At 65.9% G+C, this 14,759-nt stretch carries 14 protein-coding genes; all 14 read left to right on the forward strand.

Annotated features, from left to right (window positions below):
• The first annotated feature begins 12 nt into the window (after positions 1 to 12).
• The 14 genes from ACODSD_RS01235 (at position 13) to sctA (ending at position 14,530) form a co-directional block, all read left to right on the forward strand.
• The gene (locus ACODSD_RS01235; protein WP_107800829.1) at positions 13 to 2,073 is read left to right on the forward strand and encodes an EscV/YscV/HrcV family type III secretion system export apparatus protein; all 2,061 of its coding nucleotides are present in this window, start codon (positions 13 to 15) and stop codon (positions 2,071 to 2,073) included.
• Between the two features lie 15 nt (positions 2,074 to 2,088).
• Positions 2,089 to 2,496, forward strand: a complete 408-nt coding sequence (spaK, locus tag ACODSD_RS01240; RefSeq protein WP_107800828.1) for an SPI-1 type III secretion system chaperone SpaK — start codon at positions 2,089 to 2,091, stop codon at positions 2,494 to 2,496.
• The gene (gene sctN, locus ACODSD_RS01245) at positions 2,493 to 3,782 is read left to right on the forward strand and encodes a type III secretion system ATPase SctN (RefSeq protein ID WP_227105388.1); all 1,290 of its coding nucleotides are present in this window, start codon (positions 2,493 to 2,495) and stop codon (positions 3,780 to 3,782) included. The genes spaK and sctN overlap by 4 nt, the downstream gene beginning before the upstream one ends.
• Positions 3,766 to 4,218 (forward strand): hypothetical protein, encoded by a 453-nt coding sequence (locus tag ACODSD_RS01250; protein WP_019103510.1) that lies wholly within the window; start codon positions 3,766 to 3,768, stop codon positions 4,216 to 4,218. Before sctN ends, ACODSD_RS01250 begins: the two co-directional genes overlap by 17 nt.
• Positions 4,206 to 5,249 carry a SpaN/EivJ family type III secretion system needle length determinant gene (locus ACODSD_RS01255; protein ID WP_488876619.1) on the forward strand — a complete coding sequence of 348 codons (1,044 nt, stop codon included), beginning with the start codon at positions 4,206 to 4,208 and terminating at the stop codon, positions 5,247 to 5,249. The genes ACODSD_RS01250 and ACODSD_RS01255 overlap by 13 nt, the downstream gene beginning before the upstream one ends.
• Complete coding sequence (locus tag ACODSD_RS01260) at positions 5,249 to 6,142, forward strand: YscQ/HrcQ family type III secretion apparatus protein (RefSeq protein ID WP_253314154.1); 894 nt, start codon at positions 5,249 to 5,251, stop codon at positions 6,140 to 6,142. The genes ACODSD_RS01255 and ACODSD_RS01260 overlap by 1 nt, the downstream gene beginning before the upstream one ends.
• Positions 6,132 to 6,791, forward strand: a complete 660-nt coding sequence (locus ACODSD_RS01265) for an EscR/YscR/HrcR family type III secretion system export apparatus protein (RefSeq protein WP_107798946.1) — start codon at positions 6,132 to 6,134, stop codon at positions 6,789 to 6,791. The genes ACODSD_RS01260 and ACODSD_RS01265 overlap by 11 nt, the downstream gene beginning before the upstream one ends.
• A gap of 87 nt (positions 6,792 to 6,878) precedes the next feature.
• Complete coding sequence (locus tag ACODSD_RS01270; protein ID WP_019104573.1) at positions 6,879 to 7,139, forward strand: EscS/YscS/HrcS family type III secretion system export apparatus protein; 261 nt, start codon at positions 6,879 to 6,881, stop codon at positions 7,137 to 7,139.
• Positions 7,140 to 7,144: 5 nt separating this feature from the next.
• A complete protein-coding gene (gene sctT / locus ACODSD_RS01275) occupies positions 7,145 to 7,921 on the forward strand; it encodes a type III secretion system export apparatus subunit SctT (RefSeq protein WP_227105383.1) in 777 nt (258 codons plus the stop codon).
• A 1-nt stretch (position 7,922) separates the two neighbouring features.
• A complete protein-coding gene (locus ACODSD_RS01280) occupies positions 7,923 to 9,059 on the forward strand; it encodes an EscU/YscU/HrcU family type III secretion system export apparatus switch protein (RefSeq protein WP_488876620.1) in 1,137 nt (378 codons plus the stop codon).
• A 624-nt stretch (positions 9,060 to 9,683) separates the two neighbouring features.
• Positions 9,684 to 10,187, forward strand: a complete 504-nt coding sequence (gene sicA, locus ACODSD_RS01285) for a type III secretion system translocator chaperone SicA (protein ID WP_019103389.1) — start codon at positions 9,684 to 9,686, stop codon at positions 10,185 to 10,187.
• Positions 10,184 to 11,929 carry a type III secretion system needle tip complex protein gene (locus ACODSD_RS01290; RefSeq protein WP_235086044.1) on the forward strand — a complete coding sequence of 582 codons (1,746 nt, stop codon included), beginning with the start codon at positions 10,184 to 10,186 and terminating at the stop codon, positions 11,927 to 11,929. Before sicA ends, ACODSD_RS01290 begins: the two co-directional genes overlap by 4 nt.
• 16 nt (positions 11,930 to 11,945) lie before the next feature.
• On the forward strand, positions 11,946 to 13,202 hold the full coding sequence (locus ACODSD_RS01295; protein ID WP_227105381.1) for an IpaC/SipC family type III secretion system effector: 1,257 nt from the start codon (positions 11,946 to 11,948) through the stop codon (positions 13,200 to 13,202).
• 140 nt (positions 13,203 to 13,342) lie between these two features.
• The gene (gene sctA / locus ACODSD_RS01300) at positions 13,343 to 14,530 is read left to right on the forward strand and encodes a type III secretion system needle tip protein SctA (RefSeq protein ID WP_488876621.1); all 1,188 of its coding nucleotides are present in this window, start codon (positions 13,343 to 13,345) and stop codon (positions 14,528 to 14,530) included.
• The last annotated feature ends 229 nt before the right edge of the window (positions 14,531 to 14,759 follow it).

A 14,759-nucleotide genomic window follows, 5' to 3' on the forward strand; every position in this document is an offset into this window, starting at 1 on the left:
GGATGACTAACGGTGTTTAATTCCCTGCTCAACGGCGCGCGCTCGCGGCCGGAATTGCTGATCCTGCTGTTGATGGTGATGATCATCGCGATGCTGATCATCCCGCTGCCCACCTATCTGGTGGACTTCCTGATCGGCCTCAACATCGTGATCGCCGTGCTGGTGTTCATGGGCTCCTTCTACATCGACCGCATCCTCAGCTTTTCCACCTTTCCCTCGGTGCTGCTGATCACCACCCTGTTCCGGCTGGCGCTGTCCATCAGCACCAGCCGCCTGATCCTGATCGAGGCGGACGCGGGCGAGATCATCAACACCTTCGGCCAGTTCGTCATCGGCGACAGCCTGGCGGTGGGCTTCGTGGTGTTCTCCATCGTCACCGTGGTGCAGTTCATCGTCATCACCAAGGGCTCGGAGCGGGTGGCCGAGGTGGCGGCGCGCTTCTCGCTGGACGGCATGCCCGGCAAGCAGATGAGCATCGACGCCGACCTCAAGGCCGGCATCGTGGACGCCGACGGCGCGCGCGAACGCCGCAGCGTGCTGGAGCGCGAAAGCCAGCTTTACGGCTCCTTCGACGGCGCGATGAAGTTCATCAAGGGCGACGCCATCGCCGGCATCATCATCATCTTCGTCAACTTCATCGGCGGCATCGCCGTGGGCATGACCCAGCACGGCATGGACCTGTCCACCGCGCTGTCCACCTACACCATGCTCACCATCGGCGACGGCCTGGTGGCGCAGATCCCCGCGCTGCTGATCGCCATCAGCGCCGGCTTCATCGTCACCCGCGTCAACGGCGACAGCGACAATATGGGCCGCAACATCATGAGCCAGTTGCTGGGCAACCCGTTCGTGCTGGTGGTGACCGCGGTGCTGGCTTTGGCGGTGGGCATGCTGCCCGGCTTCCCGCTGATCGTGTTCCTGATCCTGGCCGCGGCGCTGGGCGGCCTGTTCTATTACAAGCGCCGCATGGCCGGCAAAGGCGCGCCGGGCGCGGCCCAGTCTCCGGCGGCGGCTGCGGCCGGCGGGGCGCCGGCGAGCGGCAAGGACAGCTCCCTGGGCCTGATCGGCAATCTGGACAAGGTGGCGGCGGAAACCGTGCCTTTGATCCTGCTGGTGCCCAAGGCGCGCCGCGCCGCGCTGGAGCAGGCGCAGCTGGCCGAGCGCCTGCGCAGCCAGTTCTTCATTGATTACGGGGTGAGGCTGCCGGACATGCTGCTGCGCGACGGCGAAGGCCTGCCGGACAACCGGGTGGCGGTGCTGATCAACGAAATCCGCGCCGACGAGTTTGAACTGCATTTCGATCTGCTGCGGGTGATCAATTATTCGGACGAGGCCGCCGCGCTGGTGCAGCCGGTGTTCAGCGCCCAGGGCGCCAGCCAGTGCGCCTGGGTGCGCCCGGCCGACGGCGACAAGCTGGCCAAGCTGGGCTACCAGCTGCGCCCGGCGCTGGACGAGCTCTATCACTGCCTGGCCGCGCTGCTGGCGCGCCACGTCAACGAATACTTCGGCGTCCAGGAAACCAAGCACATGCTGGATCAGCTGGAGGCCAAATACCCGGACCTGCTCAAGGAAGTGCTGCGCCACGCCACGGTGCAGCGCATCGCCGAAGTGCTGCAACGGCTGCTGGCCGAGCGCATCTCGGTGCGCAATATGAAGCTGATCATGGAGGCGCTGGCGCTGTGGGCGCCGCGCGAGAAAGACGTGATCAATCTGGTCGAGCATGTGCGCGGCGCGCTGGCGCGCTACATCTGCCACAAGTTCGCCAGCGGCGGCGAACTGCGCGCGGTGATGATGTCCGCCGAGGTGGAGGACATGGTGCGCAAGGGCATACGCCAGACCTCGGCCGGCGCCTTCCTCAACCTGGAGCCGGCGGCTTCGGACGAGCTGATGGACCTGTTCGCGCTCGGCCTGGACGGCATGGGCATCGCGCACAAGGACCTGGTGCTGCTGGCCTCGGTGGACGTGCGGCGCTTCATCAAGAAACTGGTCGAAACCCGCTTCCGCGACCTGGAAGTGGTGTCCTTCGGCGAAATCGCCGACAGCGTGTCGGTGAACGTGATCAAAACCATTTAAAAAAGGATTCCGCCTATGTTCGCCATGGATATCGCCCAACTGGTCCGCTCCGCCTTGGAAGAGAGCGGCTGCGATCCCGCCCTGCTGGGCGAGCTGGACAGCCATTCCACCATTGCGCTGGATCTGCACGATCTGCCCAGCATCCACGTCAGTGCCCAGGACGGCGAGGTGTGGCTGTGGTCGCGGCTGGGCGAGCACAACGAGGCGGTGCTGGCCCAGCGCGCCGGCCAATTGCTGCAGGACCTGATGCAGGGCTGCCACTTCGCCCGCGGCGGCCAGCTGCAACTGGCCGCCAACGACGGCTATCTGGAGCTGAAGGCGATGGCCCACCCGGATTATCTGGCCGACGGCAAGCGCTTCTCCGAGGCGCTGAACGGCTTCTTCGACGCGCTGGAACGCTTCAGCGAGTCGCTGCTGCGATGAAAGCGCCGCGCCTGCTGCGCCGGCTGGCGTATCCGCAACGCCTGTCCGGCCCCATTCTGGAAGCCGCGCTGCCCGAGGTGGCGATAGGCGAGCTGTGCGACATCCGCCGCAGCTGGCAGGACCGCGAGGTGGTGGCCCGCGCCCAGGTGGTGGGCTTTCAAGGCCCGCGCGCCGTGCTCAGCCTGATCGGCAACGCGCGCGGCCTGTCGCGCGAGGCGGTGCTGCAGCCCACCGGCCGCGCCTTGGCGGCCTGGATAGGCGAGTCGGCGCTGGGCGCGGTGCTGGACCCCACCGGGCGCATCGTCGAGCGCTTCGCGCCCGAGGCCGGCGTCGGCGGCGAGGAGCGCGGCATCGACGCCGATCCGCCGCCGTACTCGCGGCGCGTGGGCATACGCGAGCCGCTGGCCACCGGCGTGCGCGCCATCGACGGCTTGCTGACCTGCGGCGTCGGTCAGCGCGTCGGCATCTTCGCCTCCGCCGGCTGCGGCAAGACCGTGCTGATGCACATGCTGATCGAGCAGAGCGACGCCGACGTCTTCGTCATCGGCCTGATCGGCGAGCGCGGCCGCGAAGTGACCGAATTCGCCGAATCGCTGCGCGCCTCGCCCAAGCGCGAGCGCTGCGCGCTGGTGTTCGCCACCTCGGACTTCTCCTCGGTGGACCGCTGCAACGCGGCGCTGCTGGCCACCACGGTGGCCGAGTACTTCCGCGACCAGGGCAAGAAAGTGGTGCTCTTCGTCGACTCCATGACCCGCTACGCCCGCGCGCTGCGCGACGTGGCGCTGGCCGCCGGCGAACCGCCGGCGCGGCGCGGCTATCCGGCCTCGGTGTTCGACAGCCTGCCGCGGCTGCTGGAGCGCCCCGGCGCCACCCGCGGCGGCAGCATTACCGCCTTCTACACCGTGCTGCTGGAGAGCGACGACGAGCCGGACCCGATGGCGGACGAGATCCGCTCCATCCTGGACGGCCACATTTATCTGAGCCGCAAGCTGGCCGGTCAGGGCCATTACCCGGCCATCGACGTGCTCAAGAGCGCCAGCCGCGTGGCGGGGCAGGTCTGCGACGGCGGCCACCTGCAGGCGGCCTCGGCGCTGCGCGCCTTGATGGCGCGGCTGGAAGAGTTGCAAGTCTTCATCGACCTGGGCGAATACCGCCCCGGCGAGAACCCCGACAACGACCGGGCGATGAACGCGCGCGAGGCGCTGCGGCGCTGGCTGCGCCAGCCGGTGGACGAAGGCGCGGGTTTCGCCGACACCCTGCGCAGCCTGCATGAGCTTGTTGCCTAAGCTGGGCGCGCTGCTGCGCCGTTGTCAGGCGGCGCAATCGCGTTGCGAGGCCGAGCTGGCTCAGCTGGCGCGCCAGGACGGCGCGCTGGCGGCGGAGCAAGAAGCGCTGGCCTCGCAGGGCCAGGGCCTGCGCCAATTGCTGCTGGCGCAACGGCCGGCCGGGGCGATGAGCCGCGGCCAGCTGTTCGCCTTGCAGCGCAAGCAGGCGGTGCTGCGACGTCAGTTGCAGAACCTGGACCTGCAAAGCGGACAGCTAGAAGAACAGCGCCAGGGCCTGGCCGGCCGGCGCGAGGAACAACAGGTCTTGCGTCGGCAATGGCTGCGCAAGGAAGACAAGTATCAACGCTGGGCCAAGCTGCAGCGCCGCCAGGAACGCATGCGGCGTTTGCGGCTGGACGAGGCCGAGCAGGAAGAGAGGACGATATGGAAGCGATGACGCCTATTCCCGCGCCGAGCATGGACGCCCGGCCGGCGGCCGAAGCCGACGGCGCCGCCGAAGCCTTTGCTCGCGAAGCCCAAAGGCAGCGGCAAGACGCCGCCGATCCGGAGCGCGACGGCGAGGACGAGGCCGGCGAACGCGAGCGGGACCGCTCCCGCCTGCCGGCCGGGGCGCTGTGGCAGCCGCCGCTGCCGCCGCACTGGAACGCGGCGCGGCTGAGCGCCGGCGGCCGCCATGCGGCGGAAGCCGCCGTGTCCGCGCCGGGCAAGCGCGGCCGGACGCCGCTGGGCGAGGGCGAAGGACCGGACGCCGGCGCGCGCGGCAAGACCGCGGCCCGGCCGCAAGGCGCGCAGGCCGCCGCCGCGGCGCTGGCGGCCCAGCATGCGGCCAGCCTGGCGCCGACGGCCGACGCGCCGGTCAAAGTCGTGGCGCAGACGCTGGGGGCGCAGTCCAAGGCTGAGCCGGCGCTGCGCAAAGCCGAGCACGCCTCGGCCAAGGGCGAAGCCTCGCTTCCCGCCGCCGCGCCGCAGACGGCAGCCGCCGCGCCGACGCCGCTCGGACGGACCGTGTCGAAAGCCGAAGCCGCCGCGCCGGTCCCGACGCCGGCCGCCGCGCGCGAAGGCGGAGAGACGCGCAAGACCGAATCCGCACCGGCGGCCGCGGCGCTGACGCCTCCGCCGGCCCAACCGTCCGCGCCGGCGACGCCGCCGCCGCGCGAAGCCGCTCCGCAGGCGCGGCCGCGGCAGGACCCTGCCTTGAGCCAGACGACGCCGTCCGCGCCCAGCGCGCCGGAGCCGGCCCAGCCGGGCCTGACCTACCGCTTTCAGCGCTGGGGCGGCGAACACGCGGTGAACGTGCAGAGCCAGCCCGGCGGCGTGCTCAGCCTGCAGCCCTCGGACAGCCTGGTGCAACAGCGGCTGGGCGAGCAATGGCAGTCCGGCAACCCGCAGCAATGGCAGATGGCCCGCGACGACGGCCGCGAGCAGGGCCGGCAGCAGCCGCAGCGGGATGAGGAGGAGGACGCCTGATGCTGGCGCTCAGACAAATCGACGCGCGTGAACGCGCCTTGAGCCTTGCCGCCGCCGCCTGGCGGCGCCAGGGCTGGGACGCGACGCTGGAAACGCCGCCGCGCGGCGGCTTGTGGCTGTCTGTGGCCGACGCGGACCAGCGTTGGCAGGGCTGGCTGCAAGCGCGCGCCTGGCTGGAGAACGCCGCGCCGGAACTGGCGCGGTTGGCCTTGTCCGCCGGGGTGGAGGCGCAGGCGGCGCAATGGCTGGCGGCGGCGGAACGGCCGCTGACGCCGCCGATGCCGGAGCTGGCCTACCAGCGCTTGAGCCTGGGCGAGGCGGGGCCGGGCGACGCCTTGCCGCGCCAGCCGCTGCTGCGGGTGATGTGCGCCGAGGGGCCGCTGTGGCTGGAGCGCGCGCCGGCGTTCGAGGCCGGAGACGCGCCGGACCCGGCGCCCTTGTTGAGCTGGCCGCTGCGCTTCGTCATCGGCGACAGCCGCATCAGCCTGGGCTTGCTGCGCGGCGTGACGCGCGGCGACGTGCTGCTGATCCGCGAGCCGGCGGCGGCGGTGCGCTGCCACGACCGCGCGCTGGGCACTTATCAAACGTATGAGGAAGGAATCGTCATGGAATGGGATGAATCGCAACAGGCGGCGGAGCAGGAAGCGCCGGCGCGCGATATGGGACAGCTGCCGGTGGAGCTGGAATTCGTGCTGCACCGCGGGCGGGTGACGCTGACGGAGCTGCAGGACTTGTGCCGGGGCCAGTTGTTGAACCTGCCGGCGGACGTGGAGCGGCGGGTGGAAGTGCGCGCCAACGGCGCGCTGCTGGGACGCGGCGAACTGGTGCAGCTGGCCGGCCATCTGGGGGTGGAAGTGACGGAGTGGCTGGGCGGAGCCGCCGATGTCGAATGATATTTCGCTGATCGCGCTGCTGGCCTTCGCCACGCTGCTGCCTTTCCTGATCGCTTCCGGGACTTGCTTCATCAAGTTCTCCATCGTGTTCGTGATGGTGCGCAACGCGCTGGGCCTGCAGCAGGTGCCGTCCAATATGACGCTCAACGGCATCGCGCTGATGCTGTCGATGTTCGTGATGCTGCCGATCGCGCAGCAGGCCTACAGCCACTACCAGGAAGAACAGGTCAGCTTCAACAGCGTGGAATCGGTGAGCAACTTCGTCGAAAACGGCCTGGACGGTTATCGCGGCTATTTGCAGAAGTATTCCGATCCGGAACTGGTGAGTTTCTTTGAAAAAGCCCAGGCGCAGCGCACCGAGCGCGAAACAGGCAACGCGGCCGAGGACGAACAGCCGTCCCTCTTCGCCTTGCTGCCGGCCTACGCGCTCAGCGAGATCAAGAGCGCGTTCAAGATCGGCTTTTATCTCTACCTGCCCTTCGTGGTGGTGGATTTGGTGATCTCCAGCATCTTGCTGGCGCTGGGGATGATGATGATGAGCCCGGTGACGATTTCGGTGCCGATCAAGCTGGTGCTGTTCGTGGCGTTGGACGGCTGGACTTTGTTGTCCAAGGGCTTGGTGTTGCAGTACCTGGATTTGGCGACCTAGCCGGGCGGAGCAAACCGTCCCGCCACGGCATGGCGCTGCGCTCGGTTTTGCTGCCCATGCCGCCCGCCTCAATTTTGGAGTTTTGCTATGAATGATCTGGTGTTCGCCGGCAACAAGGCGCTGTACCTGGTGCTGCTGATGTCGGCCTGGCCCATCATCGTGGCCACCGCCATCGGCCTGCTGGTGGGCCTGTTCCAGACCGTGACCCAGTTGCAGGAACAGACGCTGCCCTTCGGCATCAAGCTGTTCGGCGTCAGCCTGTGCCTGTTCCTGCTGTCCGGCTGGTACGGCGAAACCCTGCTCGGCTTTGGCCGGGAGGTGATGCGCATGGCGCTGGCCCGAGGCTGAGACGGATGCAGTTCGGCCTGTTCTTCGAGATCCACGGCTGGGTGGCCTCGGCCGCGCTCGGCTTCGCCCGCGTGGCGCCGGTGTTCTTCATCCTGCCCTTCCTGAACAGCAATGTGCTCAGCGGCGTGGTGCGCACCTCGGCCACCATGCTGGTGGCGCTGGGGCTGTGGCCGCATCCGGTGGAGGCGCTGCCGGCTTTTCAGGCGCTGCCCTTTATCGCGCTGATCGCGCGCGAGGCCGCGGTGGGCCTGCTACTGGGCTGCCTGCTGGCCTGGCCGTTCTGGGTGTTTCACGCGCTGGGCAGCATCATAGACAACCAGCGCGGCGCGACGCTGAGCAGCAGCATAGACCCGGCCAACGGCGTGGACACTTCGGAGTTGGCCAATATGTTCAATCTGTTCGCCGCCGCAGTCTATCTGCAAGGCGGCGGCATGAGCCTGATGCTGGACCTGTTCCGTCAGAGCTATCAGCTGTGCGACCCGCTGGGCGCGTGCGCGCCGGCCTTGCAGCCGACGCTGAGCCTGCTCAATCAGGTGATCAGCAAGGCGGTGGTGCTGGCCAGCCCGGTGGTGGCGGCCTTGCTGCTGTCCGAGGTGGTGCTGGGCCTGCTGTCGCGTTTCGCGCCGCAGATGAACGCCTTCGCGGTGTCGCTGACGGTGAAGAGCGCGGCGGCCTTGCTGATCATGTTGATGTATTTCGGCCCGGTGTTGCCCGACACGGTGATGCGGCTGGCCTTCCCGCCGACGGCGCTGCCCGGCTGGCTGAGCGCGCCGGTGCGCTGAGATGTCGAACAAGACCGAACAACCCACGCGCAAGCGCTTGCAGGACGCGGCCAAGAAAGGCCAGTCCTTCAAGAGCCGCGACCTAGTGGTGGCCTGCCTGACCCTGTGCGGCGTCGCCTATCTGGTGTCCTTCGGCTCGCTGGTGGAACTGATGGGCGCTTTCCGCCAGGTGATCGCCGGCGGCTTCCAGCAGGATATGCAAGGCTACGCCCAGGCGGTGGCCTGGCTGGGCATCAAGCTCTTGCTGCCCATCTTTCTGCTGTGCATCGTCGCCTCCGCCTTGCCCTCCCTGCTGCAAAGCGGCTTCGTGCTGGCCAGCGAGGCCTTGAAGCTCAATCTGGAGGCCTTGAACCCGGTCAACGGCTTCAAGAAGCTGTTCAGCCTGCGCACGGTGAAGGAGGCGGTGAAGGCCTTGCTTTACCTGGCCAGTTTCGTGGTGGCGGTGCTGGTGCTGTGGCACAAGCACAAGGCCCTGTTGTTCGCCCAGCTCAACGGCGACCCCATGGGCATGGCGGCGATCTGGCGCGAACTGCTGCTGGCGCTGGTGCTGACCTGCCTGGGCTGCATCGTGGCGGTGCTGGTGCTGGATGCCATCGCCGAGTACTTCCTGTTCATGAAAGATATGAAGATGGACAAGCAGGAGGTCAAACGCGAGATGAAGGAGCAGGAGGGCAATCCGGAGATCAAGTCTCGCCGCCGCGAGGCGCATATGGAGATCCTGTCCGAGCAGGTGAAGTCCGACATCGAAAACTCGCGCCTGATCGTGGCCAACCCTACCCATATCGCCGTCGGCATCTATTTCAAGCCCGAGCTGCTGCCCATCCCCTTCATCTCGGTGATGGAGACCAATCAGCGCGCGCTGGCGGTGCGGGCCTATGCGGAAAAAGTGGGCGTGCCGGTGGTGCGCGACATCCCGCTGGCGCGGCGCATTTTCGCCAGCCACCGCCGTTATTCCCTGGTCAGCCTGGACGAGGTGGAGGAAGTGCTGCGCTTGCTGATGTGGCTGGAGCAGGTGGAAAACGCCGGAGCGCAGGCGTCGGAGCCGGAGCCATCGAGGCTAGCGGCGGAGCAACAGGGGAAGGACGCGAACGCCACCAAGCCCGCCTCTGTGGATAAACAAAACGACCAGGAAGGCTGAGCGCATAGACGCGCCGCTAAGAGCCTGTTCACGATCTTTTCGAGAGGGATCATGACCCAAGGCATTGAATCCGCTGCGCGGATGATGATTTTGATTGCCGGGGCTGCCCGGCGGGCAGGAAGGGGAATTTGCTCGGCCAAATTCCCCTTCACCCCAAAGGCCGCCCTGCAAGCCTGGCCTACGGCTTCCCGCCGGGTCCCGTCAGGCCCGAGGCGCGGCTGAACTCGCGATTTGCTAACGTCAAATCGCTCAAACAGGTCAGCCGCTTAAGACCTCGGGCCTGCCACCCGACGGCAGGCTTGAAGGGACCAGGGGCGCGTCGGATACGCGGCTTCCTGTGTATCAAACCGTGTTTCAAAGCGCGGACGAAAGATCGTACACAGGTTCTCAGGCCCATCCAGCCCGGCAACGCCAATCTTCCCCCGCGCGGCGGCGGCCTCAAAACCCGCAAGGCCATATTGAACACGCCCGGATAGCCGATGCGCCGTCGCCATGAGCGATTCCTGAATGTTTCCCCCCGCCGACCGCTGTTAAATGACAGCGACGACGGTCATTTCACACCCAAGACAACCGTCGTCTCTAGCCAGCTCTGCCGGGTTGGTGACAGCGACTAGGAGAAGTTTGATGAACCCTGAAGACAGTGTCAGCGACGACCGCCTGGCAGAGATGGTCTGGGAAGCGGTAAGCGCGGGCGCCACCCTGAAAGACGTGCACGGCATTCCGCCGGACATGATGGAAGGCCTGTACGCCCACGCTTACGATTTTTACAACAAGGGAAGGCTCGACGAGGCGGAAACCTTCTTCCGCTTTCTGTGCATCTACGACTTCTACAACCCCGACTACATCATGGGGCTGGCCGCCGTGTGCCAGCTCAAGAAACAGTTCCAGAAGGCCGCCGATCTGTACGCGGTGGCCTTCGCCCTGAGCAAGAACGACTACCGGCCGGTGTTCTTCACCGGGCAGTGCCAGCTGTTCATGCGCAAGGCGGCCAAGGCCAGGCAGTGTTTCGAGCTGGTGTGCGAACAAAGCGACGACGAGTCGCTGCGCGCCAAGGCCCAAGTGTATCTGGACAGTTTGCAGGAGACGGAGGCCGAGCAATCCCGTCAGCAGGAAAAGGAGCAAGCATGAGCGGTAACACTATCGGTCAAAGCTTCAATCTTGACAGTGCCAAGCTGGCGAAAGCGCTATCGGGTAACACCCAGGCGAGCGAGAAATTCGTCGACGCCGCGCAGAAGTCGGCGCAAGCGCTGTTCACGATGCGCGTCAGCGACGACGCCGGCGCCGCCAAGCCGCGCAGCGACTTGAACACGCCGCCGCTGACCCAGCCCACGGCCAAGGCCAAGGAAGAGCTGGACGGCGCGGGCAAGCTGACGCTGCTGCTGGGGCAGTTGATGTCCTTGCTGGGCAATGTCTCGCTGTCGCAGCTGGAAAGCCGCATCGCCACCTGGCGCGCGATGATGGAAGCGCAAGTGGCGATGGGCGAGAAACTGTCCAAAGAGTTCCAGGACGCGTTCAAGGCGGCGAGCGAAGCCACCGAGGCGTTGAAAGACGCGGTGGGCAACTACGACAGCGCCAAACAGGCCGCGGACGCCGCCCAGAAGAAAGCCGATGCGGCCCTGGCCAAGCTGAACGGCATGTCGCCGGACGATCCGGGTTACGCCGACGCCCAGGCCGCCAGCCAGCAAGCCTCCGGCGAAGCCGCGCAAGCCAAGCAGAAAGCCGACAAGGCGTTCGAGGTGGCGGAAAAGGCCCGCGTGGTGGCGGTGGAAAAGGGCAAGATCGCCGATGATCTGGCCGGCAAGGTGCAAGGCGCCAATGTGGGCGGCGATGTCGCGCGCAAAACCGGCGAGGACAACCTGTCCAATGTGGCCAAGCTGACCATGTTGATGGCGATGTTCGTCGAGCTGGTAGGCAAGAACAGCGAAGAAAGTCTGAAAAACGATCTGGCATTGTTCCAGGCCTTGCAGGAAGGCCGCCAGAAGGAAATGGACAAAAAATCCGCCGAGTACCAGGAAGAAGTGCGCAAGGCGGAAGAACTCAATCGCACCATGGGGTGCATTGGCAAGATTCTAGGCGCGTTGCTGACCGTGGTCAGCGTCGTGGCCGCAGCATTCACCGGCGGCGCCAGCCTGGCGCTGGCCGCGGTGGGCGTCGCGCTGATGGTGGCGGACGAGGTGGTCAAGGCCACCACCGGGGTGTCTTTCATGGAAGAGGCGTTGAAGCCCTTGATGGACAAGGTGCTCAAACCCTTGATGGACCTGATAGGCAAAGCCATTACCAAGGCGCTGGAAAGCATGGGGGTGGACAAGAAGACCGCTGAGCTGGCCGGCTCCATCATCGGCGCGGTGCTGGCCGCGGTGGCCATGGTCGCGGTGATGGTGGTGGTGGCCGTGGTGGGCAAGGGCGCCGCCAGCAAGCTGGGCGGCGCGCTCAGCAAGCTGATGGGCGACGCCATCAAGAAGATGGTGCCCAATGTGCTGAAGGAACTGGCCAAGAACGGCAGCAAGATGTTGACCCAGGGCTTCCAGCGCCTGGCCAACAGCCTGGGTCTGCGCACCGACGCCGCCTCCAAACAGCTGATGGCCAACACCCTCAACCGCGTGGTGGTGGGCGGGGAAGTGGCGCAAGCCACCACCCAGGCCGGCGGCAATGTGGCGCAGGGCGTGTTCATGAAGAACGCCAGCGACGCGCTGGCCGACTTCACCCTGGCGCGCGCCGCGATGGATCAGATCGAGCAATGGCTGAAGCAGGCGGTGGAAGCCTTCGCCAACACTCAGAAAATTACTCAGGAACTGACCACGATGATGTCTTCCGCGCTGCAGCAGAACGCTGAAGCCGGCCGCTTCGTACTGCGTCAGAGCCACGCTTGAGTCAGGAGAAAATAGCATGCTGAACACTATCAACACCACGTCCGTCCATACTCTTTTCCCCGCTACGGCGGAATCCGGCGCGACCGATAAATCGCTGGCGGCCAAGTCGCTGGTGGACATCAAGGACATCCTGCCCATCCTGAACAGCGCCGGCCGCGACGGCAAGGCGCTGGCCGAGGTGATGAGCGGGCCGGAACTGCGTCCGCCGTCCGCCGAAGTGAGCAAGCAGGTGACCGACGGCCTGAAGGCCTATCTGAGCGAAAAAGCCAAGGACCCGGAGTTTGTTCAGGATCTGGGCGCCTTGTACCAGAAGGTCGAATCCGGCGTGAACAAGCTGATGAACGACAAGGTCAAGGAACAGGCAGAACAGGGTAAATCCTTCGACATCAGCGGCATGGCGCCCAGCGGGGTGGCGCTGCTGGTGGCCGCCATCGTCTTGATGTCGGCGTTGCGCACCGCCGACAACGCTTTAAGCACCAAGTTGTCGCTGGTCAGCTTCGACGCCACCAAGGCCACCGCCGCCTCCATGGTGCGCGAAGGCATCGCCAACCTGTCCAGCAGTATTGCTCAGGGCGTGGGCCAGATGGCCATTACCGGCGTCGGAGCCAAGAAGAGCTTGAACGGCCTCAACGCCGAACGCGGCGCATTGAAGAACAACGCGCCCAAGCTGGCCAAGGCCGGCGACGAGAGTCGCAATATCCAAACCACGCTGAACCGTCAGAACACGGTCAAGCTGGGCACGGAGCCCGACAGCCTGAAGCATGTGGGCCTGAAGTCGCAGCCGGGCGCGGCCAAGTTGGGCGCAGGCGAGCCGGGCACGCAGTCCAACGCCGCAGGCAGCGTGGCGGACGGCATGGCCGGTGACAAGATCGGTTTGAAGTCCAGCAACCAGAACCTGGGCAAGCCGCATGAAACCGCCTTGGGCAGCGCCAGCGAGGACTTGTCGGTGAAGAGCTCGATCGAGCAGCAAACGATGGACGACACCAAGCTCAAGGCTCAGGCCAAGCAAACCACCGGCCGGGCCATCATGGACAGCTCGTCCGCGGCCAGCAATATCGCCGGCGGCTCTGGCCGCTACGCCTCCACGCTGGAGCAGTCCGAGCAGCAGATCAGCCAGGCTTCCAGCCGCGTGGCCAATACCGCCTCCGAGGAAACCCGCGAGAGCAGCCGCAAATCCGACAGCTTCATCCAGGAGCTGCTGCGCACCTTGGACAGCATCAGCCAATCCAAGAGCGCGGCCATGGGCGCGGTAGCCGGCAACATTCGCGCCTGATCCGCTAGCCCGGAACCGGGCGGCGCCGTCCCAGGCGCCGTCCGCCGGCCCGGCCATCCCGGTCGGGCCGGCCTTCCACACCATTCATCCCGCCAGCGCCTTGGCGCCTGCTTCGGCGCTGGCCATGCAGGGGAATTCCCATGAACGGCATTCAAACCACATCCTCCTTGCCGCTGACGCGGCCGCAAACGACGGAAACACCGGCCGCCGCGCCGCGAGCCGATACCGGCGGCGTCGCCGTTGAAATCCGCGCCACCGCGCCGCAAGGGCCGGAGCTGTCCGCGCTCAATACCGCTCAGAACAAGGCCGACGCGTTGCGCCAGGCCAACGAGGCCGCCCGCCGCACCGTCGAAGGGCAGACCACCTATGAAAGCAAGCTGGCGGACCAGCGCTGGCAGGCGGCGATTGCCGGCGGCGAGCAGCCGGCGGCCGAGCGGCTTAATTTCCAGCGCGGCGCGTTGACGCGGGCGCAGGACCAGGCCCGCGACATGCAGACGCTGAATACTCAGCAACTCAAAAGCAGTCTGGGCGCTTTGGCGCAAAGCGGCTATGTGATGTCCGCCGAGCAAAAGTCGACGCTGCAGGCGGATATCGCCGACGTGTTCGCCGACGCTCCGCCCACAGCGCGGGAATTTGCCGCGCCGATGTTGTACACGGCGCCGGGCGCGGCCAAGGACATGATTTCCGACCGCGAACTGTGGGAAATGATCAGCAAGGCCATCGGCGACATCAAGGACGGCTATCTGGGCGTGTACGAAAACGTGGTGGCCCAGTACACCGAGTTCTACAAGGCGTTCAGCGACATCCTGTCGCAGATGGCGAACTGGATCAAACCCGGCGGCGACGGCAACAAGGTCAAGTTGGACGTCGATGCGCTCAAGGCCGCGCTGCAGAAGCTGAAATCGGATTTCTCCCTGCCCAAGAAAGCGGCGGTGCTTTTCCCCTCGCAGGATAAATCGGCGGATCCGATCAAGGGCGGCAGCGAAGAGGACGCCAGGAAGTGGGCCAAGGAGATGGGTTTGCCGGATTCCTGCGTCCAGAAGTCGGCGGACGGCAAATGGGTGGTGGTGATCGACATGACGCCGGTCGACACCATGATCCGCGACGTTGGCGCCTTGGGCAGTGGCTCGGCGGTGGAAATGGACAACGCCAAATTCCAGGCCTGGCAGTCCGGTTTCAAGGCGCAGGAAGAAAACCTGAAAAACACCCTGCAGACGCTGACCCAGAAATACAGCAACGCCAATTCGCTGTACGACAACCTGGTCAAGGTGCTCAGCAGTACCATCAGCAGCTGCACGGAAACCGCCAAGTCCTTCCTGCAAGGCTAAGCAGCGGTTTGACGCTTGAGGCCGGGCGCGCCGACGCCCCTGTCCTCAGCTTGTCGTTAACCGTCATCAACATTTTAGAACCTGTTCATGAACTGCTGCGCTGTGGCGATACGGCGTTAAAAACAAGCTCAAAATGCTCATGTACACGAGTACATTCCGCTTTTTCGCTCGTTTTCGCCTTGTCTCGCTCTTGCTCGCAAGATCGTGAACAGGTTCTTAGGAGAGCAAC

The organism is Chromobacterium sp. FG22 (genome assembly GCF_057809415.1).